A 20,581-nucleotide genomic window follows, 5' to 3' on the forward strand; every position below is an offset into this window, starting at 1 on the left:
GGTCGAGATTGCGATGAGCACTCGATGAGCACGCGATGAGTACGCCCATGAAGTAGCGACGGTCCGGCGTAACCCGGACCTAAAAGGAGCGAAGTGGCTAAGGTCCGGGTATACGAGCTCGCCAAGGAGTTCGGCGTAGAGAGCAAGGTCGTCATGGCCAAGCTCCAAGAACTCGGTGAATTCGTACGTTCGGCGTCCTCGACGATCGAGGCGCCGGTAGTACGCAAACTGACTGACGCATTGAACCAGGGCGGCGGCAACGGCAAGTCCGCCGCCAAGCCCGGGGCGCCTCGCAAGCAGGCCGCCCCCAAGCCGGCGAGCCCCGCGGCTCCCGCATCCCCCTCTCCCGCGCAGGCCGCCCGTCCGGGTCCGGCCGCGCCGAAGCCGCCGGCGCCCAAGCCCGCCGCGGCCGAGAAGCCCGCGGCCCCCGCGGCGCCGGGCCCGCGCCCGACGCCCGGCCCGAAGCCGCCGGCCCCCAAGCCCGCACCGGCCTCGCCGGCGCCGTCCGCCCCGGAGTTCACCGCTCCGCCGGCCGCGCCCGCAGCCCCCGCGGCCCCGCAGGCGCCCCGTCCGGGTGCCCGTCCCGGCGCCCCGAAGCCCGGTAGCCGTCCGGCCCCCGGTCAGGGACAGGGCCAGAACCAGGGCCAGGGCCAGGGCCGTGGTGACCGCGGCGACCGTCAGGGTGCTCCGCGCCCCGGCGGCCAGGGTGGCGCCCCGCGTCCCGGCGGCGCCCGTCCCTCGGGTCCGCGCCCGGGCAACAACCCCTTCACCTCCGGCGGTTCCACCGGTATGGCGCGCCCGCAGGCGCCCCGTCCGGGTGGCGCTCCGCGCCCCGGCGGCCAGGGTGGCCCCGGCGGTCCCGGTGGTGCCCCGCGCCCGCAGGGCCAGGGCGGCCCCGGTGGCGCTCCCCGTCCGCAGGGTCAGGGCGGCGCCCGTCCGACCCCGGGCGGCATGCCTCGCCCGCAGGGCGGCGCTCCGCGTCCCGGCGGCGGTCCCGCCGGTAACCGTCCGAACCCGGGCATGATGCCGCAGCGTCCCGCCGCGGGTCCGCGTCCCGGCGGTGGCCCCGGCGGTGGCCGTGGTCCCGGCGGCGGCGGTCGCCCGGGTGGCGGCGGTGGCGGTCGTCCCGGTGGCGGCGGCTTCGCGGGTCGTCCCGGTGGCGGTGGCGGCGGCTTCGCCGGCCGTCCCGGCGGTCCGGGTGGCGGCGGTGCCGGTCGTCCCGGTGGTGGCGGCGGCTTCGGCGGTCGTCCCGGCTTCGGTGGCCGTCCCGGTGGTCCCGGTGCCCGTGGTGGCACGCAGGGTGCGTTCGGCCGTCCCGGCGGGCCCGCCCGTCGCGGCCGCAAGTCGAAGCGGCAGAGGCGCCAGGAGTACGAGGCCATGCAGGCCCCGTCGGTGGGCGGCGTCATGCTGCCTCGCGGCAACGGACAGACCGTCCGCCTGTCGCGCGGTGCCTCGCTGACCGACTTCGCCGAGAAGATCAACGCGAACCCGGCCTCGTTGGTCGGCGTGATGATGAACCTCGGTGAGATGGTCACCGCCACGCAGTCCGTCTCCGACGAGACGCTGAAGCTCCTCGCGGACGAGATGAACTTCGTCCTCGAGATCGTCAGCCCGGAGGAGGAGGACCGCGAGCTCCTCGAGTCGTTCTCCATCGAGTTCGGCGAGGACGAGGGCGGCGAGGAGATGCTCGTCTCGCGTCCCCCGGTCGTCACCGTCATGGGTCACGTCGACCACGGTAAGACCCGACTCCTCGACGCCATTCGCAAGACGAACGTCGTCGCGGGCGAGGCCGGTGGCATCACCCAGCACATCGGTGCCTACCAGGTCGCGACCGAGGTCAACGGCGAAGAGCGCGCCATCACCTTCATCGACACCCCGGGTCACGAGGCGTTTACCGCCATGCGTGCCCGTGGTGCGAAGTCCACCGACATCGCGATCCTCGTGGTCGCGGCGAACGACGGTGTGATGCCGCAGACGATCGAGGCGCTGAACCACGCCAAGGCGGCCGACGTGCCGATCGTGGTCGCGGTCAACAAGATCGACGTCGAGGGTGCCGACCCGACCAAGGTGCGCGGTCAGCTCACCGAGTTCGGTCTGGTGGCCGAGGAGTACGGCGGCGACACGATGTTCGTCGACATCTCCGCGCGCCAGGGCCAGAACATCGAGCAGCTGCTCGAGGCCGTGGTCCTGACCGCGGACGCCTCGCTCGACCTGCGGGCCAACCCGGAGCAGGACGCGCAGGGCATCGCGATCGAGGCCCACCTCGACAAGGGCCGCGGCGCCGTCGCGACCGTCCTCGTCCAGCGCGGTACCCTCCGCGTCGGCGACACGATGGTCGCCGGTGACGCGTACGGCCGAGTCCGCGCGATGCTCGACGACAAGGGCGAGAACGTCGAGGAGGCGACCCCGTCGACTCCCGTCCTCGTTCTCGGTCTCACCAACGTGCCGGGTGCCGGCGACAACTTCCTGGTTGTCGACGAGGACCGTACGGCGCGTCAGATCGCCGAGAAGCGTGCGGCCCGTGAGCGCAACGCCGCGTTCGCCAAGCGCACCCGCCGGGTGTCCCTCGAGGACCTCGACCAGGTGCTCAAGGCCGGTCTGGTCCAGGACCTCAACATCATCATCAAGGGCGACGCGTCCGGTTCGGTGGAGGCTCTCGAGTCCTCGCTGCTCCAGCTCGACGTCGGCGAAGAGGTCGACATCCGCGTCCTGCACCGCGGTGTGGGTGCGGTCACCGAGTCGGACATCGACCTGGCGATGGGCTCCGACGCCATCGTCATCGGCTTCAACGTCCGTGCGGCCGGCCGTGCCGCGCAGATGGCGGAGCGCGAGGGCGTCGACGTCCGCTACTACTCGGTGATCTACCAGGCCATCGAGGAGATCGAGGCGGCCCTCAAGGGCATGCTCAAGCCGGAGTACGAGGAGGTCGAGCTCGGCACCGCGGAGATCCGCGAGGTCTTCCGCTCGTCCAAGCTCGGCAACATCGCGGGTGTGCTCATCCGCTCCGGCGAGGTCAAGCGCAACACCAAGGCCCGACTGCTCCGCGACGGCAAGGTCATCGCGGAGAGCCTCAACATCGAGGGTCTGCGCCGCTTCAAGGACGACGTCACCGAGATCCGCGAAGGGTTCGAGGGCGGTATCAACCTCGGCAACTTCAACGACATCAAGATCGACGACGTCATCGCGACGTACGAGATGCGCGAGAAGCCGCGCGGCTGATCAGTTCACTGATCTGATCCGCTCGGTTCGTGTCGGGGCCGGTCGACGGGGAAAATCCCGTCGATCGGCCCCGGCCGTTCCGTGTACGGTTCTTGTGTCCCCGCCAAGTGGTTGGTGGGGCCTCGACCCCGTACCGGCGGGACATCCGGACACACATGTATGTGGGGACTCTGTCCTTCGATCTGCTCCTCGGCGACGTACATTCGCTGAAGGAGAAACGCTCCGTCGTCCGTCCGATCGTCGCCGAGCTCCAGCGCAAGTACGCGGTGAGCGCGGCGGAAGTGGGCGGTCAGAACCTGCACCGCAGAGCCGAGATCGGCCTCGCGGTGGTGTCAGGCGACGCGGGCCACCTCCACGACGTACTGGACCGGTGCGAGCGCCTCGTCGCCGCCCGGCCCGAAGTGGAGCTGCTGTCGGTACGACGGCGGCTGCACGGCGACGATGATTGAACACAGCAAGACAAGCCCAGGGAATGCCCGGGGATAAGGGAGACGGAGCAGTGGCCGACAACGCGCGGGCGAAAAGGCTGGCGGACCTCATCCGAGAGGTGGTTGCTCAGAAGCTGCAGCGCGGGATCAAGGACCCGCGGCTCGGCACGCACGTGACGATCACGGACACCCGGGTGACCGGTGACCTGCGGGAGGCCACGGTCTTCTACACGGTCTACGGCGACGACGAGGACCGTGCGGCGGCCGCCGCGGGCCTGGAGAGCGCCAAGGGCGTCCTCCGGTCGGCGGTCGGACAGGCCGCGGGCGTGAAGTTCACGCCGACCCTGTCCTTCGTCGCGGACGCCCTGCCGGACAACGCGCGTGCCATCGAGGACCTCCTCGACAAGGCACGGATGTCCGACGCCAAGGTGCGGGAGGTCTCGGCCGGCGCCGAGTTCGCGGGCGGCGCGGACCCGTACCGCAAGCCCGAGGACGAGTCCGACGAAGAGACGGACGGCGACGCCCGAGCATGAGCAACAGCGGCACCACGCCGGACGGCCTTGTCATCGTCGACAAGCCGTCCGGCTTCACTTCGCACGACGTGGTGGCCAAGATGCGCGGGATCGCCAAGACCCGCCGCGTCGGGCACGCGGGCACCCTCGACCCCATGGCGACCGGTGTCCTCGTGCTCGGCGTCGAGCGCGCCACCAAGCTCCTCGGCCACCTCGCGCTGACCGAGAAGGAGTACCTGGGCACGATCCGCCTCGGGCAGAACACGCTGACCGACGACGCCGAGGGCGAGATCACCTCGTCGGCGGACGCCTCGAAGGTCACCCGCGAGGCCATCGACGCGGGCATCGCCAAGCTGTCCGGCGACATCATGCAGGTGCCGTCGAAGGTCAGCGCCATCAAGATCGACGGCAAGCGGTCGTACGCCAGGGCCCGCAAGGGCGAGGACTTCGAGATCCCGGCCAGGCCGGTCACGATCTCCTCCTTCACGGTGTACGACGTCCGCGACGCCGTCGCCGAGGACGGTACGCCCGTGCTCGACCTGGTCGTCTCCGTCGTCTGCTCCTCCGGTACGTACATCAGGGCCATCGCCCGCGACCTGGGAGCCGACCTCGGCGTCGGCGGTCACCTGACCGCGCTGCGCCGCACCCGCGTCGGCCCCTACAAGCTCGACTCGGCGAAGACCCTCGACCAGCTCCAGGAGGAGCTGACCGTGATGCCCGTCGCCGAGGCCGCGGGCCGGGCCTTCCCGCGCTGGGACGTGGACGACAAGCGCGGCAGACTGCTGCTCAACGGCGTCCGGATCGACATGCCCGAGGAGTACGCGGGTGTGGGCGCCGTGGCCGTCTTCGACCCGGAGGGCCGTTTCCTGGTCCTCGCGGAGGAGTCGCGGGGAAAGGCCAAGAGCCTCGCCGTCTTCGCCTGACGCCGGCGTACCTCTGTGATGTAGTGGGGGGGGGGGGGGGGGGGGGGCGCCCCCCCCCCCCCCCCCCCCCCCCCCCCCCACGATTCCCCCCTCTAGAGGTCTATCCACTGGCACGCCCCCATTCACCCCATCGGGCAGGCGCTCGGAGTGAACCGGGGGGCTGTAAGGGGGCGCGTTCACGCCGTCACCTGTCCCGCTGATCACCCCCGACCTACGGTCGGAGGAACGGGGCACGGCGGGGAGGTTGGAGCATGGCGGGACGCGGCCGGGACGGCTTCTCGGTTCCGGCGCCGGAGCTGCCTCTGGTGCGGGTCTGCGATCTCGCGGGGCGGCCGCGCGGCACGGGGTTCGCCGCGGACGAGCACGGCACGGTCGTCACCAGCCACGAGGCGGTCGACGGGCTCGCCCGGATCGTCCTGCACGCGCCGGACGACCGCACCTGCGTGGTGCCCGCCGAGGCCGTGGCGGAGCTGCCCGGCACCGACCTCGCCCTCGTCCGCACCGAAGGACTCGGACTGCGGCCCCTGCCGCTCGGCGCCCGGGCGTCCGTGGCGACCGGCACGTACGTACGCATCGCCGCGGGCGGCTGGCGCGAGGCGCGGGTTCTCGGCACCTCGGCGGTCACGTATACGGCGACGGACCGCTGCCACCCGGTGGGCGCCGCCCTGGAACTGGCGATCGGCACGGACGGCGCCGACGCGCTGCGGCTCGGCGGCGGCGCCGCGGGCGGGCCGGTCGTGGACGCGGCGACGGGCGCCGTGCTCGCCGTCCTCGGCACGGCCCTGCAGCCCCGCCGGAGCTTCGAGCCCTCTCCCCACGACCCGGAGGGCCGCGCCCACCGCCCGGCGGGCTACGCCGTCTCGCTCATGGAGGCGGCCGCAGCCGACCCGGGCGGGCCGCTCGCCGAGCTCGTCGCACGCAACGCCGCGACCGTTCCCGCGTACGGAGAGGACCTCAACCTCGCGGGCGCACTGCACCTCACGGCCGTCTCGGTGGGCTCCGACGGCCCACCCGCCCCGCTCCACGAACCGGTCGAACGCCCCGACACCGTGCGGGAGTTCGCCTCCTTCATGACCGGACCCGCCCGTGTCCTCGGTCTCGTCGGCGACCCCGGCACGGGACGCACGACGGAGCTGGCCGCGCTCGCCGCGCGACGCTCCAGGGGCGCCGAGCCCGCCCCCACACTGTGGCTGCGCGGCGCGGACCTGCGGGGCACGGACGCGTCCGTGGCCGACGCGGTGGAGCGGACGCTCGACCGCGCGGGTCGCATCCTCACGGCGTCGGCGGGGGACGAGCAGGCCCTCGGAGACCTGGGGGCCGACCGAGTGGCCCGGCTCGTACGGAACGCCGGGCGACCGCTCCTGCTGCTGCTCGACGGCCCCGAGGAGATGCCGGCCGTGCTCGCCCACCGCCTGGCGCGGTGGAGCGCGGACACGGCCCGCTGGCTGCGGGACACGGAGACGCGGCTCGTCATCGCCTGCCGCGCGGAGTACTGGGAGCAGGCCGGCGCCCACTTCGACGCGGCGTCGCTGCACGCGGCGTCGCCGCACGCGGCGGCGGACGGCGCGGAGCTTCCCGGCTGCGTACGCCTCGGGGACCTGCCGGAACCGCAGGCGAGCCGGGCCCGCGCGCTCCACGGCATCCCGGACGACGCGCTGGCCCCCGCCGACGCCCGGCACCCGCTGGCCCTGCGACTGCTCTCCGAAGTACGGTGCGCGACGCTGGACGCCGCACCGCCGGGCACCCCACCGCCGGGCACGCCCGGCCGCGACGACATCTTCGGTGCCTACCTGGACCTGCTGTGCCTGCGGGTGGCGGTGCGGCTCGCGGCGGCGAACGGTCTGCGCGGGAGCGCGGTGCGCCGCTTGGCGGCGAGGGTGGCCGGCCAGATCCACGAGGCGGCACGCCGCTGCCTCGGCCCCGGCCACGGCGAGCTGGACAGGTCCTCCTTCGAGGAAACCTTCCCGTGGGCGGCACGGCTCCACGGCTGCACGGGCTGGGCGTCGGCGGTACTCACGGAGGGACTCCTCGTACCGGCCGGCACGGGCTACCGCTTCGCACACGAGGAAATGGCCGACTGGCTCCAAGGGACACATCTGGACGTGGACGGGGCTCTGGGGGCGCTGGTGCATCGGCATAGGGGTGGGGGGCGGGGCGGCCCCGTGGTTCCGGAGCAGCGTCGGCGCAGGCCTGGCAGCACGTCCGCCCCGGCCCCCGCTCCCGCCCGCCCCCTCCCCGTGCCGCGGCACCGGATCGGGCCCGTGGTTCAGGCCCTGTTGTTGCTCGGGCGGCAGCGGGGGGCCGCGGAGCTGGCCTCGCGGCTGGGGGAGCTCACCGACGCGCTGGTGGAGTTCGGGGGAGAGGGGCCCTGTGGGGGCGGGGCGGGGGAGCTGGGGGATGCCGCGTGGTGGGCCTCGCACCTTCTCAGCGAGGTGCTGCTGCGCGTGCCCGACGCGACGCCCTACCTCGCGGTGCTCGAACCCCTCGCCGGGCGCGGCGAGTTCGGGACGGCGTTCTGGCTGCGGCTGCCGCTGTCCGAGGCCGACCGGTTCTCGCTGCTGCGCCGGCTCGTCGTGCACGACGGCCCCCCGGGGGCCCCGGGCCGCCGCCTCGACGCCGTCGCCGCACTGCTCCGCGCCGACCCCACGAACGTACAGCCGCTCCTCGCACGGTGGTTCGCCGACGAGCGGCCGCTGGACGCGGCGCCCGACGCCACCGTCGCCTCCGCCGCGCAGGCACTGCTCCACACCCACCGGCACCGCGCCATCGACGACCTCACCGAGGCCCTCGTCGACAGCGCGCACGCCCGGGCCGACGAGCTGCTCGCCGCACTCGCGGAGGAGGAGCCCGCCGCCCTGTGCCGGGCCGTCGACCGCTGGGCCCGCGACGAACGCCCCGCACGGCGTGTGGCGGCCGCCGCCTACGGCCTGCGCGCCGCCCCGCACACCACGACCGCCGCCGAACACGCCCTCCTGCGGTGCGCCGCCCTCGCGCTGCTCGCCCACCCCGCCGACGAGGCCCTCCACGGCGCCGCCCTCGCCCTCCTCGTACGCGACCCGCAGACCCGCGCCCAACACCTGCCGCACGCCCTGCACCGCTTCGCCGCCGGGGACCCGCGGCTCCCCGCGAGTGCCCTCGCCGCCGCCCTGACGACCCACCCCGAACCCGTCCTCGACGCCTTCCGCACCCGGCTGCACGCCCCGGACCCGGCCGCCGACGCCATCCTGTGCTGCCTCGCCGACGTGACCACGCCCGCCCTCGCCCGCCGCGTCGCCACCCTCGTCCACGACCTCCTGGAGACCCGCCCCGAAACGGCCGCGCCCGCCGTCGCGTACATCGACCGGCGCTTGGAACACGGCCCCGGCGTGCGCCCCGTCCTCTTCCCTCTGGTCGCGGGACTCCTGCACAGCAGACACGTACAGGTCCGTGCGGCCCTCGCGCCCGTGCTGGCCGCACCCGGCACCGCCGCCTCACGCGCCCTGCGCGGCGAACTGCTCGACGTCCTGCTGAGCCAGGAGCGGGACGCCGCCGTCCTGGAGAGCGTCCTGCGCGCGGTGGTGCACGGCGCGGTGGTGCACGGCGCGGCGGAGCGCGGCGATGACCGCACCCGCGAGCGCGTACACCGCACCGCGCTGCTGCTCGTCCGCACTCCGGAGGGCGCGTCCCGCTGCGACCGGTGCCTCGTCGAACTGGCCCGCGGCCGTCCGGGCTTCGCCGCGCTCCTCACCGGCTGGCTGGCCGACGCCCCGCAGGACTGGGCCGCCCTGGTCGGCCCGAGCGCCCTGCGGCTGATCGAGAACCTCGCGGGCGGTGTCCGCGTCCTGGCCTAGGAGTGACGCGCGGGAGTGACCCCCGCCACTCCCTCCGGTGCGAGCCGCGAGGTGTCGGCATGGCACTCTTAGTCCTGCGCAATCAGCAATGGGAACGTACAGATGTACGTGACGTATACGGGTTCGGCGAGGAGCAAAGAAGTGCAGCGCTGGCGTGGCTTGGAGGACATCCCCCAGGACTGGGGGCGCAGCGTCGTCACCATTGGTTCCTACGACGGCGTGCACCGCGGGCATCAGCTCATCATCGGCCGTGCGGTGGAGCGCGCCCGTGAGCTCGGCGTGCCCGCCGTCGTCGTCACCTTCGACCCGCACCCCAGTGAGGTCGTCCGCCCCGGCAGCCATCCGCCGCTGCTCGCCCCGCACCACCGGCGCGCCGAGCTGATGGCCGAGCTGGGCGTGGACGCGCTGCTGATCCTCCCCTTCACCACCGAGTTCTCGAAGCTGTCGCCGGCAGACTTCGTGGTCAAGGTCCTCGTCGACAAGCTGCACGCGCGCGTGGTCGTCGAGGGCCCCAACTTCCGCTTCGGCCACAAGGCGGCGGGCAACGTCGACTTCCTGGCCGAGCTCGGCGGAACGTACGACTACGAAGTGGACGTCATCGACCTGTACGTGAGCGGTGAGGCGGGTGGCGGCGAGCCGTTCTCCTCGACGCTGACCCGGCGCCTGATCGCCGAGGGCGACGTCACCGGGGCGGCGGAGATCCTCGGCCGCCCGCACCGCGTCGAGGGCGTCGTCGTGCGCGGTGCGCAGCGCGGGCGCGAGCTGGGCTTCCCCACCGCCAACGTGGAGACCCTGCCGCACACCGCCGTCCCCGCGGACGGCGTCTACGCAGGGTGGCTGCACGCCCAGGGCGAGGCGATGCCGGCGGCGATCTCGGTCGGCACGAATCCGCAGTTCGACGGGACGGAGCGGACGGTCGAGGCATACGCGATCGACCGCGTCGGCCTCGACCTGTACGGGCTGCACGTGGCCGTGGACTTCCTGGCCTTCGTCCGCGGCCAGGCCAAGTTCGACACGATCGACGCACTGCTCGTCGCGATGGCGGACGACGTGAAGCGGTGCGGGGAGCTCGTGGCGGCGGCGAACCGGGCGTAGCGCCCCGGGCGGCGTGAGCGGTCTCTGCCCGCAGCCGGGTGGGGCGGATCGCGCAGTTCCCCGCGCCCCTGAAAACTGCCCCGCCGTGGGGCAACGGGTCGTCGCTCGGCAGCGGGCCGGTGGAAGGCTGGTCGCGCAGTTCCCCGCGCCCCTGAAGAAGCGCCCTGCGGGCGCGTCCCAGGGGCGCGGGGAACTGCGCGAGCAACCACGATGTACGCGCACGCGATCACCGGCCCGGGCTCCACGGCGAGCGCGTTGCAGGGGCGCGGGGAACTCGCGGGGAACTGCGCGGGCGGCCCCAACCGAGCCGCACGTCAGCGTTGGCGCGCAGCGGCCCAGTGGCAGGCGACCTGTGTCTCGCCCTCTCCGGAGAGCACCGCCAAGTCCTCCCCGCGGCAGCGGTCCGCGACTCCCGCTCGTTCCGCCTCGCCGGAGGCGAGTACCTGGCAGCGGGCGTGGAACCGGCAGCCGCCCGGGATGCGGGACGGGTCCGGTGGCTCGCCCGTGAGGACGACCGGGTCGCCGGGTGCCTCGGGCAGGACCGACAGCAGGGCCTGCGTGTAGGGGTGCTGAGGCGCCGTCAGGACCTCCTCCACCGTTCCCGTCTCCACGATCCGGCCCAGGTACATCACCGCGACCCGGTCCGCGATGTTCCACGCGAGGCCGAGGTCGTGCGTCACCACCAGCGCGGACAGGCCCAGTTCGTCGCGCAGCCGCAGCAGCAGCGCGAGGATCTCGCCGCGCACGGACGCGTCCAGAGAGGCCACCGGCTCGTCGGCGACGATGAGTTCGGGTTCGAGGACCAGCGCGCCCGCGATGACGACGCGCTGGCGCTGGCCGCCGGAGAGCTCGTGCGGGTACCGCAGGAAGAACCGCTCCGGAGGGCGCAGGCCGGCCCGCGAGAGCGCCCCCGCGACCGCCGCCCGCTCGTCGCCCCGGTACCCGTGGATGCGCAGCCCCTCCGCCACGGCGTCGTACACCGTGTGCCGCGGATTGAGGGACCCGCTCGGGTCCTGGAGGACCAGCTGGACCCGCTTGCGGTACGCCTTGAGGGCGCGGCCCGAGTAGTTCAGCGGCTTGCCGCCGAACGTGACGTTGCCGGACGTCGGCGGCACGAGGCCGAGCAGCGAGCGGGCCAGCGTCGTCTTGCCGCAGCCCGACTCGCCGACCAGCGCGACGATCTCGCCGCCCTTGATGTCGAGGTCGACGCCGTCCACGGCGCGCGCGGTGGGCCCGCCGCGACGGCCGGGGAAGGCGATGTGCAGACCGGCGGCGGTGAGCAGCGGCCCACCGGGTTCCGGGGCGGTGGCCGTGCCGGGTTCCTGCGTGGTCATGCGCGCGTCCTCTTGACGGGGGCTCTCGGTCACGGTGTGCGCTCCGCCGTCGCGGGAGCCGACGTGGGCTGTGCGGGCAGCGGCGCGCCCGCGTGCACGCAGGCCGCGCGATGATGCGGTCCCGCGTCCCGCAGCGCCTGGTCCTCCGTGGCGCAGGTGTCGAGGACGACCGGGCAGCGAGGATGGAACGTACAGCCCGTGGGGAGCGCGGACGGGTCGGGCGGATCGCCCGGCAGACCGCGCGGGGCGAACCGCGACGCCACGTCACCGATGCGGGGGAAGGCCGCCGAGAGCGCCTTCCCGTACGGGTGCCTGGCGTTCTCGTAGACCTCGGAGGCCGGACCTTCCTCGACGACACGGCCCGCGTACATCACCGCGAGCCGGTCACACGTGTCGGAGAGCACGGCCAGGTCGTGGCTGATCATCATCAGGCCGAGGTCCTGCTCGGCCACCAACTGCTCGATCAGACGCAGGATCTGCGCCTGGATCATCACGTCGAGGGCGGTGGTCGGCTCGTCGGCGATGATCAGCCGCGGATCGCAGGCGAGCGCCATCGCGATCATCACGCGCTGACGCTGGCCGCCGGACAGCTCGTGCGGATAGGCCTCCGCGCGGGCGGCGGGCAGCCCCACGTGTTCGAGGAGCTCGCCGACCTTGGTCTTCGCGCCGGCCTGCGTCGCCTTCTTGTGCAGCAGAATCGGCTCGGCGATCTGGTCGCCGATGCGGTGGACGGCGTTCAGGGAGTGCATCGCGCCCTGGAACACGATCGACGCACCGGCCCAGCGCACCGCGCGGACCCGCCCCCATTTCATGGTGAGGATGTCCTCGCCGTCGAGCAGGATCTCGCCGGACACCTCGGCGCCCGCGGGAAGCAGCCGCAGCAGGGCGAGCGCGAGCGTGGACTTGCCGCACCCCGACTCGCCGGCGACGCCGAGCTTCTGCCCCGCGTCGACGTGCAGGTTCACGCCGCGGACCGCGGCGGCGCCGTTCGCGTACGTCACTTCGAGTTCGCGTACGTCGAGGAGCCGCGGCGGGCTCGCCTGGGTCGGGCTCGCTTGGGTCATGTCGGTCAACGGGAGGCCCCCAGCCTGGGGTTGAGCACGGATTCCACAGCGCGGCCGCACAGCGTGAACGCCAGCGCGACGACGGCGATGGCGAGACCGGGCGGGGCGAGGTACCACCAGTGCCCTGCGCTGACCGCGCCCGCCTCGCGCGCGTCCTGCAGCAGCCCGCCCCAGGAGACGCTCGTCGGGTCGCCGAGGCCGAGGAACGCGAGTGTGGCCTCGGTGAGGATGGCGCCGGAGATGACCAGCGTGGTCTGCGCGAGGACGAGCGGCATGACGTTGGGCAGGACGTGCCGGGCCATGATGTGGCCGTGGCCGCCGCCCAGGGCCTGCGCCCGCTCGATGTAGGGGCGGGACTCCACGGCGAGGGTCTGCGCCCGGACCAGGCGCGCCGTGGTCGGCCAGGTCGTCACGCCGATCGCCAGGATGATCGTCCAGATCGTGCCGGACATCACCGCGGCGAGCGCGATGGCGAGCACGAGCGTCGGCATCACAAGGAACCAGTCCGTGATGCGCATGATCACGGTGGCGTACCAGCCCTTGAAGTGCCCGGCGGTGATGCCGACGAGCGTGCCGATGGCCACCGAGAGCACGGCGGCGAGCAGCCCCACGGTCAGCGACATGCGCGCGCCCCACACGAGCAGGCCCAGCAGGTCGCGCCCGAACTGGTCGGTCCCCAGCGGGAACTCCCCGCTGGGCGACTCCATCGGATCACCCGGCGCGTCGGTCACGCTCTGCGCGTCGGAGCCGACGAGCAGCGGAGCGAAGACCGCGGCGAGGGCGATCAGGACGAGCACGGCGAGGCCGACGAGCCCGGCGCGGTGCGTGCGGTAATCGCGCCAGAAGCGCGCCACGGAGTGCCTGCGCCGCGTCCAGGCGAGCGATCGCGCGCTCTTCGCGGCTGCCGCGGGGGCGACCGGCGCGGAGTCGGCGGGCGCGGGTCCGGTCGGTGTCGGACCGGTCGGTGTCGGGTCGGTCGGTGCGGATTCGGTCGTCATCGGCCCACCCGGGGATCGAGCAGCGGATAGATCACGTCGGCGAGGGTGTTCATCAGGATCACCGCGACGGAGAAGACGAAGAAAAGCCCCTGCACCAGCGGCAGGTCGGGCACGCTCAGCGCCTGGTAGAAGAGCCCTCCGAGGCCAGGCCAGGAGAACACGGTCTCGACGAGGATGGCGCCCGCCACGACCGTGCCGAGGTTGACGAACATCAGGGTGACGGTCGGCAGCATGGCGTTGGGAACGGCGTGCCGACGCCGTACGAGATCGTCCCTGAGCCCTTTCGCCCGCGCGGTCGTCAGATAGTCGCTCCCCATCTCGTCGAGCAGGGAGGACCGCATGACGAGCAGCGTCTGCGCGTACCCGACGGCGACCAGCGTGACGACGGGGAGCACCATGTGGTGCGCGACGTCGATGACGTACGCGAAGCCGGTCTCACCCCCGGACTCCAGACCGCCGGTCGGGAACATCCCGGGAATGGGCCCGATGCCCACCGAGAAGGTGATGATCAGCAGCAGCCCCAGCCAGAACGACGGCACCGAGTACAGCGTCAGGGCGAGCCCGGTGTTGAAGCGGTCGCCGAACTTTCCGTTGCGCCACGCGGTGCGCGTGCCGAGCCAGATGCCGATGATCGTGTAGAGGACGTACGCCGTTCCGGTGAGCAGGAGCGTCGCGGGCAGCGCCTCGGTGATCTTGTCCATCACGGGGGCGTGGAACTGGTACGACGTGCCGAAGTCGCCGGTCAGTACGTTGCCGGTGTAGTCCCAGAACTGGGCCATGACCGACTTGTCGAGGCCGAACTCCTTGCGCATCGCGGTGAGTTGTTCGGCGGAGACGCGCTTGCCGCCCGTCATCTGCTTGACGGGGTCGCCGGGAATCAGCCGGAACAGGAAGAAGCTGGTGACGAGCACGGCGAACAGCGACACGACCGCGCCGCCGATCTTGCCCGCCACATAGAGGAGGTAGGCGCGGGTGTTGCGGTCCCGGGGCCCGCGGGCCGACGGCGCCCCGGCCGCAGCCGGGTCGCCGTCGGCCCCGGGACCCTTGGGGCCCTCGGTGTCGAGCAGTGCGGGATTGCTGTCAGCGGTCATGCGTTACTCGCGGTCCTCTGCGGTAGAACGGCGGCGCAGGGCGAACAGGACTCCGCCGCCCACGAGCACCACCGCGGCAGCGGCGATACCGATGATGACACCGGTCGAGCTGCCGTCCTTGGAAGAACTCTTCCCATCCGCGGGCACGGCGGACCACCAGCTCCAATATCCGTCCTGGCCGAAGATGTTGCCGGCGGCCGTCGGCATGGTGGTGATGGACTTGATCTGGTCGGTGCGGTAGGCCTCGACGGCGTTCGGGTACGCGAGGACGTTCATGTACCCGGAGTCGTACAGCCACGACTGCATCTGCTTCACGATGTCGGCGCGCTTGCCCTGGTCGTACTCGGCGAGCTGCTTGTCGTACAGACCGTCGAACTTCTTGTCGCAGATGAAGTTGTCCGTGGCGGCGCTCTCCTTGGCCTTCTTCGGCAGCGCGGCGCAGGTGTGGATGCCGAGGACGAAGTCGGGGTCGGGGTTGACGGACCACCCGTCGAAGGCGAGGTCGTACTCGCCCGCGTACCACGGCACGGACACGTCGTCGAGACAGTTGACCTCGAGCCCGATCCCGAGGTCCCCCCACCACTCCTTCAGATACTTCCCGACGGCCTTGTCGTTGGGGTCGGTGGCGTGGCACAGGATGCGGAAGTCCAGCGGCTTCCCGTCCTTCCCCACCCGCTTCCCGTCACTGCCCTTCTTGTACCCGGCCTCGTCGAGGAGGGCGGCGGCGCGCTTCGGGTCGTACTTCAGCTCCTGGTCGGCGGACGGCTTCCAGGCGTAGTCGGAGAAGCGCGGCGGAATGTAGCCGGCACCTTCGACGGCGTGCCCCTGGAAGACCTTGTCGACGAGGGCTTCCCTGTCCACGGAGAGGAAGAGGGCCTGCCGCACCCTCTTGTCGAGCAGCGCGGGATGCCCGTCGCCGAACTTCTTGCCGTCGAGGGTCTTGGCGCCGGGATTGGTGGCGAGGGCGAAGAAGCGCCGCCCCGGCCCCTCGTTGACCTTGATGTTGTCCTCGTTCTTCAAGGACTCGGCCTGCGCGGGCGTCAGCGCGGGCTGCCCGGCCACGAACGACACCTCGCCTTTCCTGAGGGCGGAGACGGCGGCGTCCTGGTCCTTGTACGTCTTGAAGACCAGCTCGTCGAACTTGGCAGGACCGCGCCAGAAGTCCTTATTGGCCTTCAGCCGTACGTACTGGTCGACCTTGTAGTCCGTCAAGGTGAACGGCCCGTTGCCGACGACGGGGAAGTCCTTGTCGTTGTTGAACTTCGAGATGTCGTCGACCTTCTCCCAGACGTGCTTGGGAACGATCGGCACGTCGAGGGCGGCCATCGTGGCCTGCGGTTTCTTCAGCTCGATGACCAGCTTGGTGGGGCTCGGCGCGGTCACTTTCCTGAAGTTGGTGACGAAGTTCGAGTTCGCGGTGGCGGTGCCTTCCTTGGACATCACCTTGTTGAACGTCCACGCCGCGTCCTCGGCGGTGGCCTGCTTCCCGTCCGACCACTTGGAGTCGCCCCGGATGGTGTACGTCCAGGTCAGCTTGTCGGAGGAGGACTCCCACTTGGTGGCGAACCCCGGGATCGCCTTGTTGTCCTTGGCGTCGTAGTTCGTGAGGTACTCGTACGTCAACCGGTGGATGCTGGTGCTGAGCAGCCGCTGGGCGAGGAACGGGCTGAGCGAGTCGACACTCTGCGCCACGGCGACGGTGAGCACCTTCTTCCCGCCGTCGTCCTTGGCCTGTGCGAGCTGCGGCGCCGGATTGAGCGGCGTGGCGAGACCGGCCGTCAGAGTGAACGCGGCGACGCCACCGGCGAGGGTGAGCTTGAGGCGGCGGTGGGGGTGGGGCCGTGGTGCTGCATTTGGCGCTGCTGCAAGTGCTGCCGGTGCTGCTGATCTGCCGTGCTGATCTTGTGTGTCCATGGGTCGGTGACCTCGCGTCATCGCTCGCGCAGGGATGGCTGGTTGCACGTTTGGTGCACGTTGTTCGCACGTTGATTGATCAAGGAACGTCAGCTGGTTGCTGTGTGTTTACCAGCGCCGGTCTGCGCGCGTCAACGGCGTGTGCACCCCATGTGGCCTGCGGAAATAACGAATTGACCGGTATGGCGCACACATTGGTCGAGACCACTGACGCATGGCTGGTGGAGGAGTGACGCCGGTGGGAGGTGTGACGTGACCTGGTGGTCAGGCTCCGCTGTGGTCAGGCGTTCCGCGCGGCGATGGGGGTCCCCCCTGTTCGAGCGCAGTCGAGAACTTGGGGGAGGGGGGCACAGCCCCCGGTGCCGGGTGCCGGGTGCCGGGTGCCGGGCGCGGCATGCGGAGGCGTATATGCCGGTGGGCCCGCACCGGGGAACGGTGCGGGCCCACTGACGAGTCGGGGGTGATTACTGCTACTGCTACTGCTGTGGAGGCGGCGGCTGCTGGAAGGGCGCGCCGGGCTGTGCGGGCGGGGGAGCCTGTTGCTGTTGCTGTTGCTGTTGCTGCGGCTGGTGCTGCCACCCCTGGGGCGCTGCAGGCTGCTGCGGGTAGGGCTGCTGCTGCCCGGGCTGGGGCTGCTGGGGCTGCTGGGGAGCGTACGGCTGAGGTTGCTGGGGAGCGTAGGGCTGCGGCTGCTGCCCGGGCTGCGCCGGCTGAGCCGGAGGTTGAGGCTGCGGCTGTTGGGGCGGCTGCGCCTGCTGCCCCGGCATCGGCGGAGCCAGATGCGGAGGCGGATTCCCGTCCGACGTCCACAGCCCCTGCTGCTGCTGAGCCCGTACGAAGTCCTCCGCGACCATCGCGGAGAGGTTGAAGTACGCCTCCCGCACCTTGGGCCGCATCATGTCGAGATCAACCTCGGCGCCGGCGGCGAGATGCTCGTCGAAGGGGATGACGACAACGCCACGGCACCGCGTCTCGAAGTGCGACACGATGTCGTCGACCTTGATCATCTTGCCGGTCTCGCGCACACCGGAGATGACGGTGATGGACCGCGAGACGAGATCGGCGTACCCGTGCGCGGAGAGCCAGTCCAGCGTCGTCGAGGCACTGCTCGCGCCGTCCACGGACGGCGTGGAGATGATGATCAGCTGATCGGCGAGGTCGAGAACCCCGCGCATGGCGCTGTACAGCAGCCCCGTACCGGAGTCGGTGAGGATGATCGGGTACTGCTTGCCCAGTACGTCGATCGCGCGCCGGTAGTCCTCGTCGTTGAACGTGGTCGACACGGCCGGGTCGACGTCGTTGGCGATGATCTCGAGCCCGGACGGCGCCTGCGAGGTGAAGCGGCGGATGTCCATGTACGAGTTGATGTACGGGATCGCCTGGACGAGGTCACGAATGGTCGCCCCGGTCTCGCGCCGCACGCGTCGGCCGAGCGTACCGGCGTCCGGGTTGGCGTCGATCGCGAGGATCTTGTCCTGCCGCTCCGTGGCGAGTGTGGAGCCCAGCGCGGTGGTGGTGGTCGTCTTGCCGACGCCGCCCTTGAGGCTGATGACGGCGATGCGGTAGCAGGAGAGAACCGGGGTCCGGATCAGCTCCAGTTTGCGCTGCCGCTCGGCCTCCTCCTTCTTGCCGCCGAGCTTGAACCGCGAACCGCCCGTGGGCCGACTGCTTTTGGCCTTCTGCTTGCTGTTGCGCAGCAGACGGTCGGAGGACAGCTCGACGGCGGCGGTGTACCCGAGCGGAGCCCCGGGGTTCGTACGCTCCCGCTGGTCGTGCTGCACGGCCTGCGGCCAGGCGGCACCGGTACGGGGGTCGACGGGGCCTTGGGGCTGCTGGGGTGCCTGGGGCTGGGCCTGGGCCTGGGCGGGCACGTGGGGCTGGGCCTGGGGCTGGGCCTGGGCGTGGGGCTGGGGCTGCTGCTGGGGTGCAGGCGGCTGCTGGTTCGGAAGGGGCTGCGCCCCGGGAACGACCTGTTGCCCGGGAACTTGCGGCTGTCCCGGGAACGGCTGCCCAGGCTGTACGGGCGGCTGCTGCCCTTGCGGGGCGGGCGCCTGCGGGAACCCGTATCCACTGCTCTGGCCGGCCGATTCAGGGGCGACCGGCGCGGCGGGGGCAGGGGCGGAGTTCTGCGGGGGAGGGGCGGGAGCGAAGGGCGCGCCGGGTGCTGCGGCAGGCGGCGCTGTCTGCGGGAACCCGTAACCAGCCTGCGGCGCTTCGGGGGCGGTGGGTGCGGGCGGGGCGGAGTTCTGGGCAGGCGGAGCGGGTGCCGCGAAGGGTGCGCCGGGGGCGGCGGTGGGTGCGGACTGGGGGAATCCGTATCCGCTCTGCGGGGCCTCGGGGGCGGCAGGCGCGGGGGCGGAGTTCTGGGCGGGCGGGGTCGGCGTGACCGGCGTACCGGGTGCTGCGGCAGGCGGCGCTGTCTGCGGGAACCCGTAACCAGCCTGCGGCGCCTCGGGGGCGGGCGGGGCGAAATTCTGAGCGGGCGCTGCGAAAGGCGCGCCGGGGGCGGCGGCAGGTGTGGACTGCGGGAACCCATACCCACCCTGCGGCGGCTGCTGAGCGGCAGGCGCGGGCGCAGGCGCAGGCGCGGACGTCGGCCACGTACCCGGCGCAGGCTGCGGAGTCTGCGGCTGAACCGGCGCGGCAGGCTGAGCCTGAGGCGCCTGCACCTCCGGCGCCTGCTGCTGCGCGGACTCGGCGGCAGGCGGCACCGGCTGCTGCGCCGCAGGAGCCGTCGGCGCAGGTGCGGGCCACTGCGGCGCGGCGGCCGGAGCCGCGGGCTGGAACGCGGGCGGCAACGGAGGCAGCACGTCCTGAGGAGAGGGCGGCGGAGGCCAGGCGGACGGTACGGAGTCCTGTACGGCGTCGTCAGCACCGGCGGAGCCGGACGACCCGACTTCCTCGGCTACGGACCCGGTTCCCGAGCTGGAGTCATCGCCAGCGTCAGTAGAACGACTCCCCCCATCCTCACCGGATTCGTCGGACCCGCCGTCCTCCCCGGACTCGTCCACGTCGGAGGAGGAGGTCACGTCGGATCCGTCGGACGACCGGTCGGCCTCCACATCCCGCTCGGCATCCGCGTCCCGCTCCGCCGCAGCCGCCCGCTCCTCGAACTCCCGCTTCAGGGCACGAGCGGAGAACCGCATGGTGGCGCCACTCTCAAGATCGCCACCGCCGAGGCTCTCACCGACAGGCTCGACGACATCACTGTCAGCGGAGGAGGATACGGACGCATCCGACCCCTGACCCGCATCGTCCCGACCGCCGTCCTCGCGCTCCTTGGCTTCCGCAAGGTCATCGACGTCCTTCTTGGGCACGACGCCAGTCACATGCACGGAGGCCGCGGGCCCGGCGAGAGCCCCGCTCCAGTCGGAGACTCCACCACCGGAAGCGGCAGGCGGCACGGAGGAAGGCGCGACGGAAGGCGCGACAGAAGCCGCAGCAGAAGCCGTGGCGTCGTTCTCCTCCACTCCCTCCACAGCAACGTCATCCCCGGAAGCGGAAACACCGGAGGCACCAGAGGCATTAGGGGCACCCGAGGTGCTCGAGGCGCCCGCAGCATCCGCGGCATCCGAACCCGCAGGCTGAAACCCACTCCCCACGGGCAACTTGGGCACCACGCTCGGAACTCCCGCCGAAGGCGGCCCCAGAGGCAGCGGCGGAGGCGGCGGAGCGGCGAAGGAGGGCATGGCGGGGGCCACCGGTGCGGAAGCAGCCGGACCAGGGACAGCCGGACCAGGGACAGCCGGATCAGCGACATCCGAACCGGAAACCGCGGAGGCGGCCTCCTCCGAGTCGGACGCGACCGCAGCGGAAGAGCCCGAAGACGCGCCCGGCGTGGAAACGGGCGCCGTCGAAGGCGTCTCACCCGCACTGCCCGAGGCGTTCTGCGTGTACCAGGCAGGCGGCGCGTAGTCGATGGTGAACTCGCCCGTCGTCTCGGCAGCGGACTCCGCGTCGGACTGATCATCGACGGGTGAGTCCCAGCCCCCGCGGATCTCGTCCCGATCGCTGTTCACAATGCCTCCTGATGTGGTCGAGCACCCTCGTGCCGTGGTGGGGGGCGACCGTTCCTGTCGTCCGATCCGCCTGGCTCTCCCCGTTGAGGGACGCGCCCGACCCGTTCAAGGGTTCTGGCGTCGTGCCCTGTCCCAGCCTAATCACCAAAACCAC

Annotated in this window: 12 protein-coding genes; 6 read left to right on the forward strand and 6 right to left on the reverse strand. The window is 72.0% G+C overall.

Features of this window, described 5'->3' with window-relative positions:
* Positions 1–93 precede the first annotated feature (93 nt).
* The 6 genes from infB (at position 94) to AC07DO_RS34210 (ending at position 10,007) form a co-directional block, all read left to right on the forward strand.
* Positions 94–3,219, forward strand: a complete 3,126-nt coding sequence (gene infB / locus AC07DO_RS34185) for a translation initiation factor IF-2 (RefSeq protein ID WP_479065343.1) — start codon at positions 94–96, stop codon at positions 3,217–3,219.
* Positions 3,220–3,374: 155 nt separating this feature from the next.
* Positions 3,375–3,668, forward strand: a complete 294-nt coding sequence (locus tag AC07DO_RS34190; protein ID WP_150172847.1) for a DUF503 domain-containing protein — start codon at positions 3,375–3,377, stop codon at positions 3,666–3,668.
* Positions 3,669–3,718: 50 nt separating this feature from the next.
* Positions 3,719–4,180: a 30S ribosome-binding factor RbfA gene (gene rbfA, locus AC07DO_RS34195; RefSeq protein WP_150186515.1), complete on the forward strand. Its 462-nt coding sequence runs from the start codon at positions 3,719–3,721 to the stop codon at positions 4,178–4,180.
* Positions 4,177–5,082 carry a tRNA pseudouridine(55) synthase TruB gene (truB, locus tag AC07DO_RS34200; RefSeq protein ID WP_479065345.1) on the forward strand — a complete coding sequence of 302 codons (906 nt, stop codon included), beginning with the start codon at positions 4,177–4,179 and terminating at the stop codon, positions 5,080–5,082. Before rbfA ends, truB begins: the two co-directional genes overlap by 4 nt.
* A gap of 251 nt (positions 5,083–5,333) precedes the next feature.
* The gene (locus tag AC07DO_RS34205) at positions 5,334–8,912 is read left to right on the forward strand and encodes a trypsin-like peptidase domain-containing protein (protein WP_479065347.1); all 3,579 of its coding nucleotides are present in this window, start codon (positions 5,334–5,336) and stop codon (positions 8,910–8,912) included.
* A 141-nt stretch (positions 8,913–9,053) separates the two neighbouring features.
* Positions 9,054–10,007 carry a bifunctional riboflavin kinase/FAD synthetase gene (locus AC07DO_RS34210; protein WP_479065349.1) on the forward strand — a complete coding sequence of 318 codons (954 nt, stop codon included), beginning with the start codon at positions 9,054–9,056 and terminating at the stop codon, positions 10,005–10,007.
* A 314-nt stretch (positions 10,008–10,321) separates the two neighbouring features.
* On the opposite strand, the gene AC07DO_RS34215 is transcribed toward AC07DO_RS34210, so the two are convergent.
* From AC07DO_RS34215 to AC07DO_RS34240, 6 genes are all read right to left on the reverse strand, one after another.
* Positions 10,322–11,341: an ABC transporter ATP-binding protein gene (locus tag AC07DO_RS34215; protein ID WP_479065351.1), complete on the reverse strand. Its 1,020-nt coding sequence runs from the start codon at positions 11,339–11,341 to the stop codon at positions 10,322–10,324.
* A 29-nt stretch (positions 11,342–11,370) separates the two neighbouring features.
* Positions 11,371–12,405 (reverse strand): ABC transporter ATP-binding protein, encoded by a 1,035-nt coding sequence (locus AC07DO_RS34220; RefSeq protein ID WP_479065353.1) that lies wholly within the window; start codon positions 12,403–12,405, stop codon positions 11,371–11,373.
* A gap of 5 nt (positions 12,406–12,410) precedes the next feature.
* Positions 12,411–13,403: an ABC transporter permease gene (locus AC07DO_RS34225; protein WP_479065355.1), complete on the reverse strand. Its 993-nt coding sequence runs from the start codon at positions 13,401–13,403 to the stop codon at positions 12,411–12,413.
* The gene (locus tag AC07DO_RS34230; RefSeq protein WP_479065357.1) at positions 13,400–14,494 is read right to left on the reverse strand and encodes an ABC transporter permease; all 1,095 of its coding nucleotides are present in this window, start codon (positions 14,492–14,494) and stop codon (positions 13,400–13,402) included. The genes AC07DO_RS34225 and AC07DO_RS34230 overlap by 4 nt, the downstream gene beginning before the upstream one ends.
* 3 nt (positions 14,495–14,497) lie before the next feature.
* On the reverse strand, positions 14,498–16,408 hold the full coding sequence (locus AC07DO_RS34235) for an ABC transporter substrate-binding protein (RefSeq protein WP_479065359.1): 1,911 nt from the start codon (positions 16,406–16,408) through the stop codon (positions 14,498–14,500).
* Positions 16,409–16,884: 476 nt separating this feature from the next.
* Entirely contained in the window at positions 16,885–20,427 is a 3,543-nt protein-coding gene (locus tag AC07DO_RS34240) for an SCO5717 family growth-regulating ATPase (protein ID WP_479065361.1), read from the reverse strand.
* Positions 20,428–20,581: the final 154 nt, after the last annotated feature.

The sequence above is a fragment of the Streptomyces sp. NPDC045678 genome (assembly GCF_056432085.1).

What these genes read in the sequence shown, in the direction of transcription:
- AC07DO_RS34190 (WP_150172847.1), top strand. Translation starts at nt 3,375, where the DNA reads ATGTATGTGGGGACTCTGTCCTTCGATCTGCTCCTCGGCGACGTACAT.
- truB (WP_479065345.1), top strand. Translation starts at nt 4,177, where the DNA reads ATGAGCAACAGCGGCACCACGCCGGACGGCCTTGTCATCGTCGACAAG.
- AC07DO_RS34205 (WP_479065347.1), top strand. Translation starts at nt 5,334, where the DNA reads ATGGCGGGACGCGGCCGGGACGGCTTCTCGGTTCCGGCGCCGGAGCTG.
- AC07DO_RS34215 (WP_479065351.1), bottom strand. Translation starts at nt 11,341, where the DNA reads ATGACCACGCAGGAACCCGGCACGGCCACCGCCCCGGAACCCGGTGGG.
- AC07DO_RS34220 (WP_479065353.1), bottom strand. Translation starts at nt 12,405, where the DNA reads ATGACCCAAGCGAGCCCGACCCAGGCGAGCCCGCCGCGGCTCCTCGAC.
- AC07DO_RS34225 (WP_479065355.1), bottom strand. Translation starts at nt 13,403, where the DNA reads ATGACGACCGAATCCGCACCGACCGACCCGACACCGACCGGTCCGACA.
- AC07DO_RS34230 (WP_479065357.1), bottom strand. Translation starts at nt 14,494, where the DNA reads ATGACCGCTGACAGCAATCCCGCACTGCTCGACACCGAGGGCCCCAAG.
- AC07DO_RS34235 (WP_479065359.1), bottom strand. Translation starts at nt 16,408, where the DNA reads ATGGACACACAAGATCAGCACGGCAGATCAGCAGCACCGGCAGCACTT.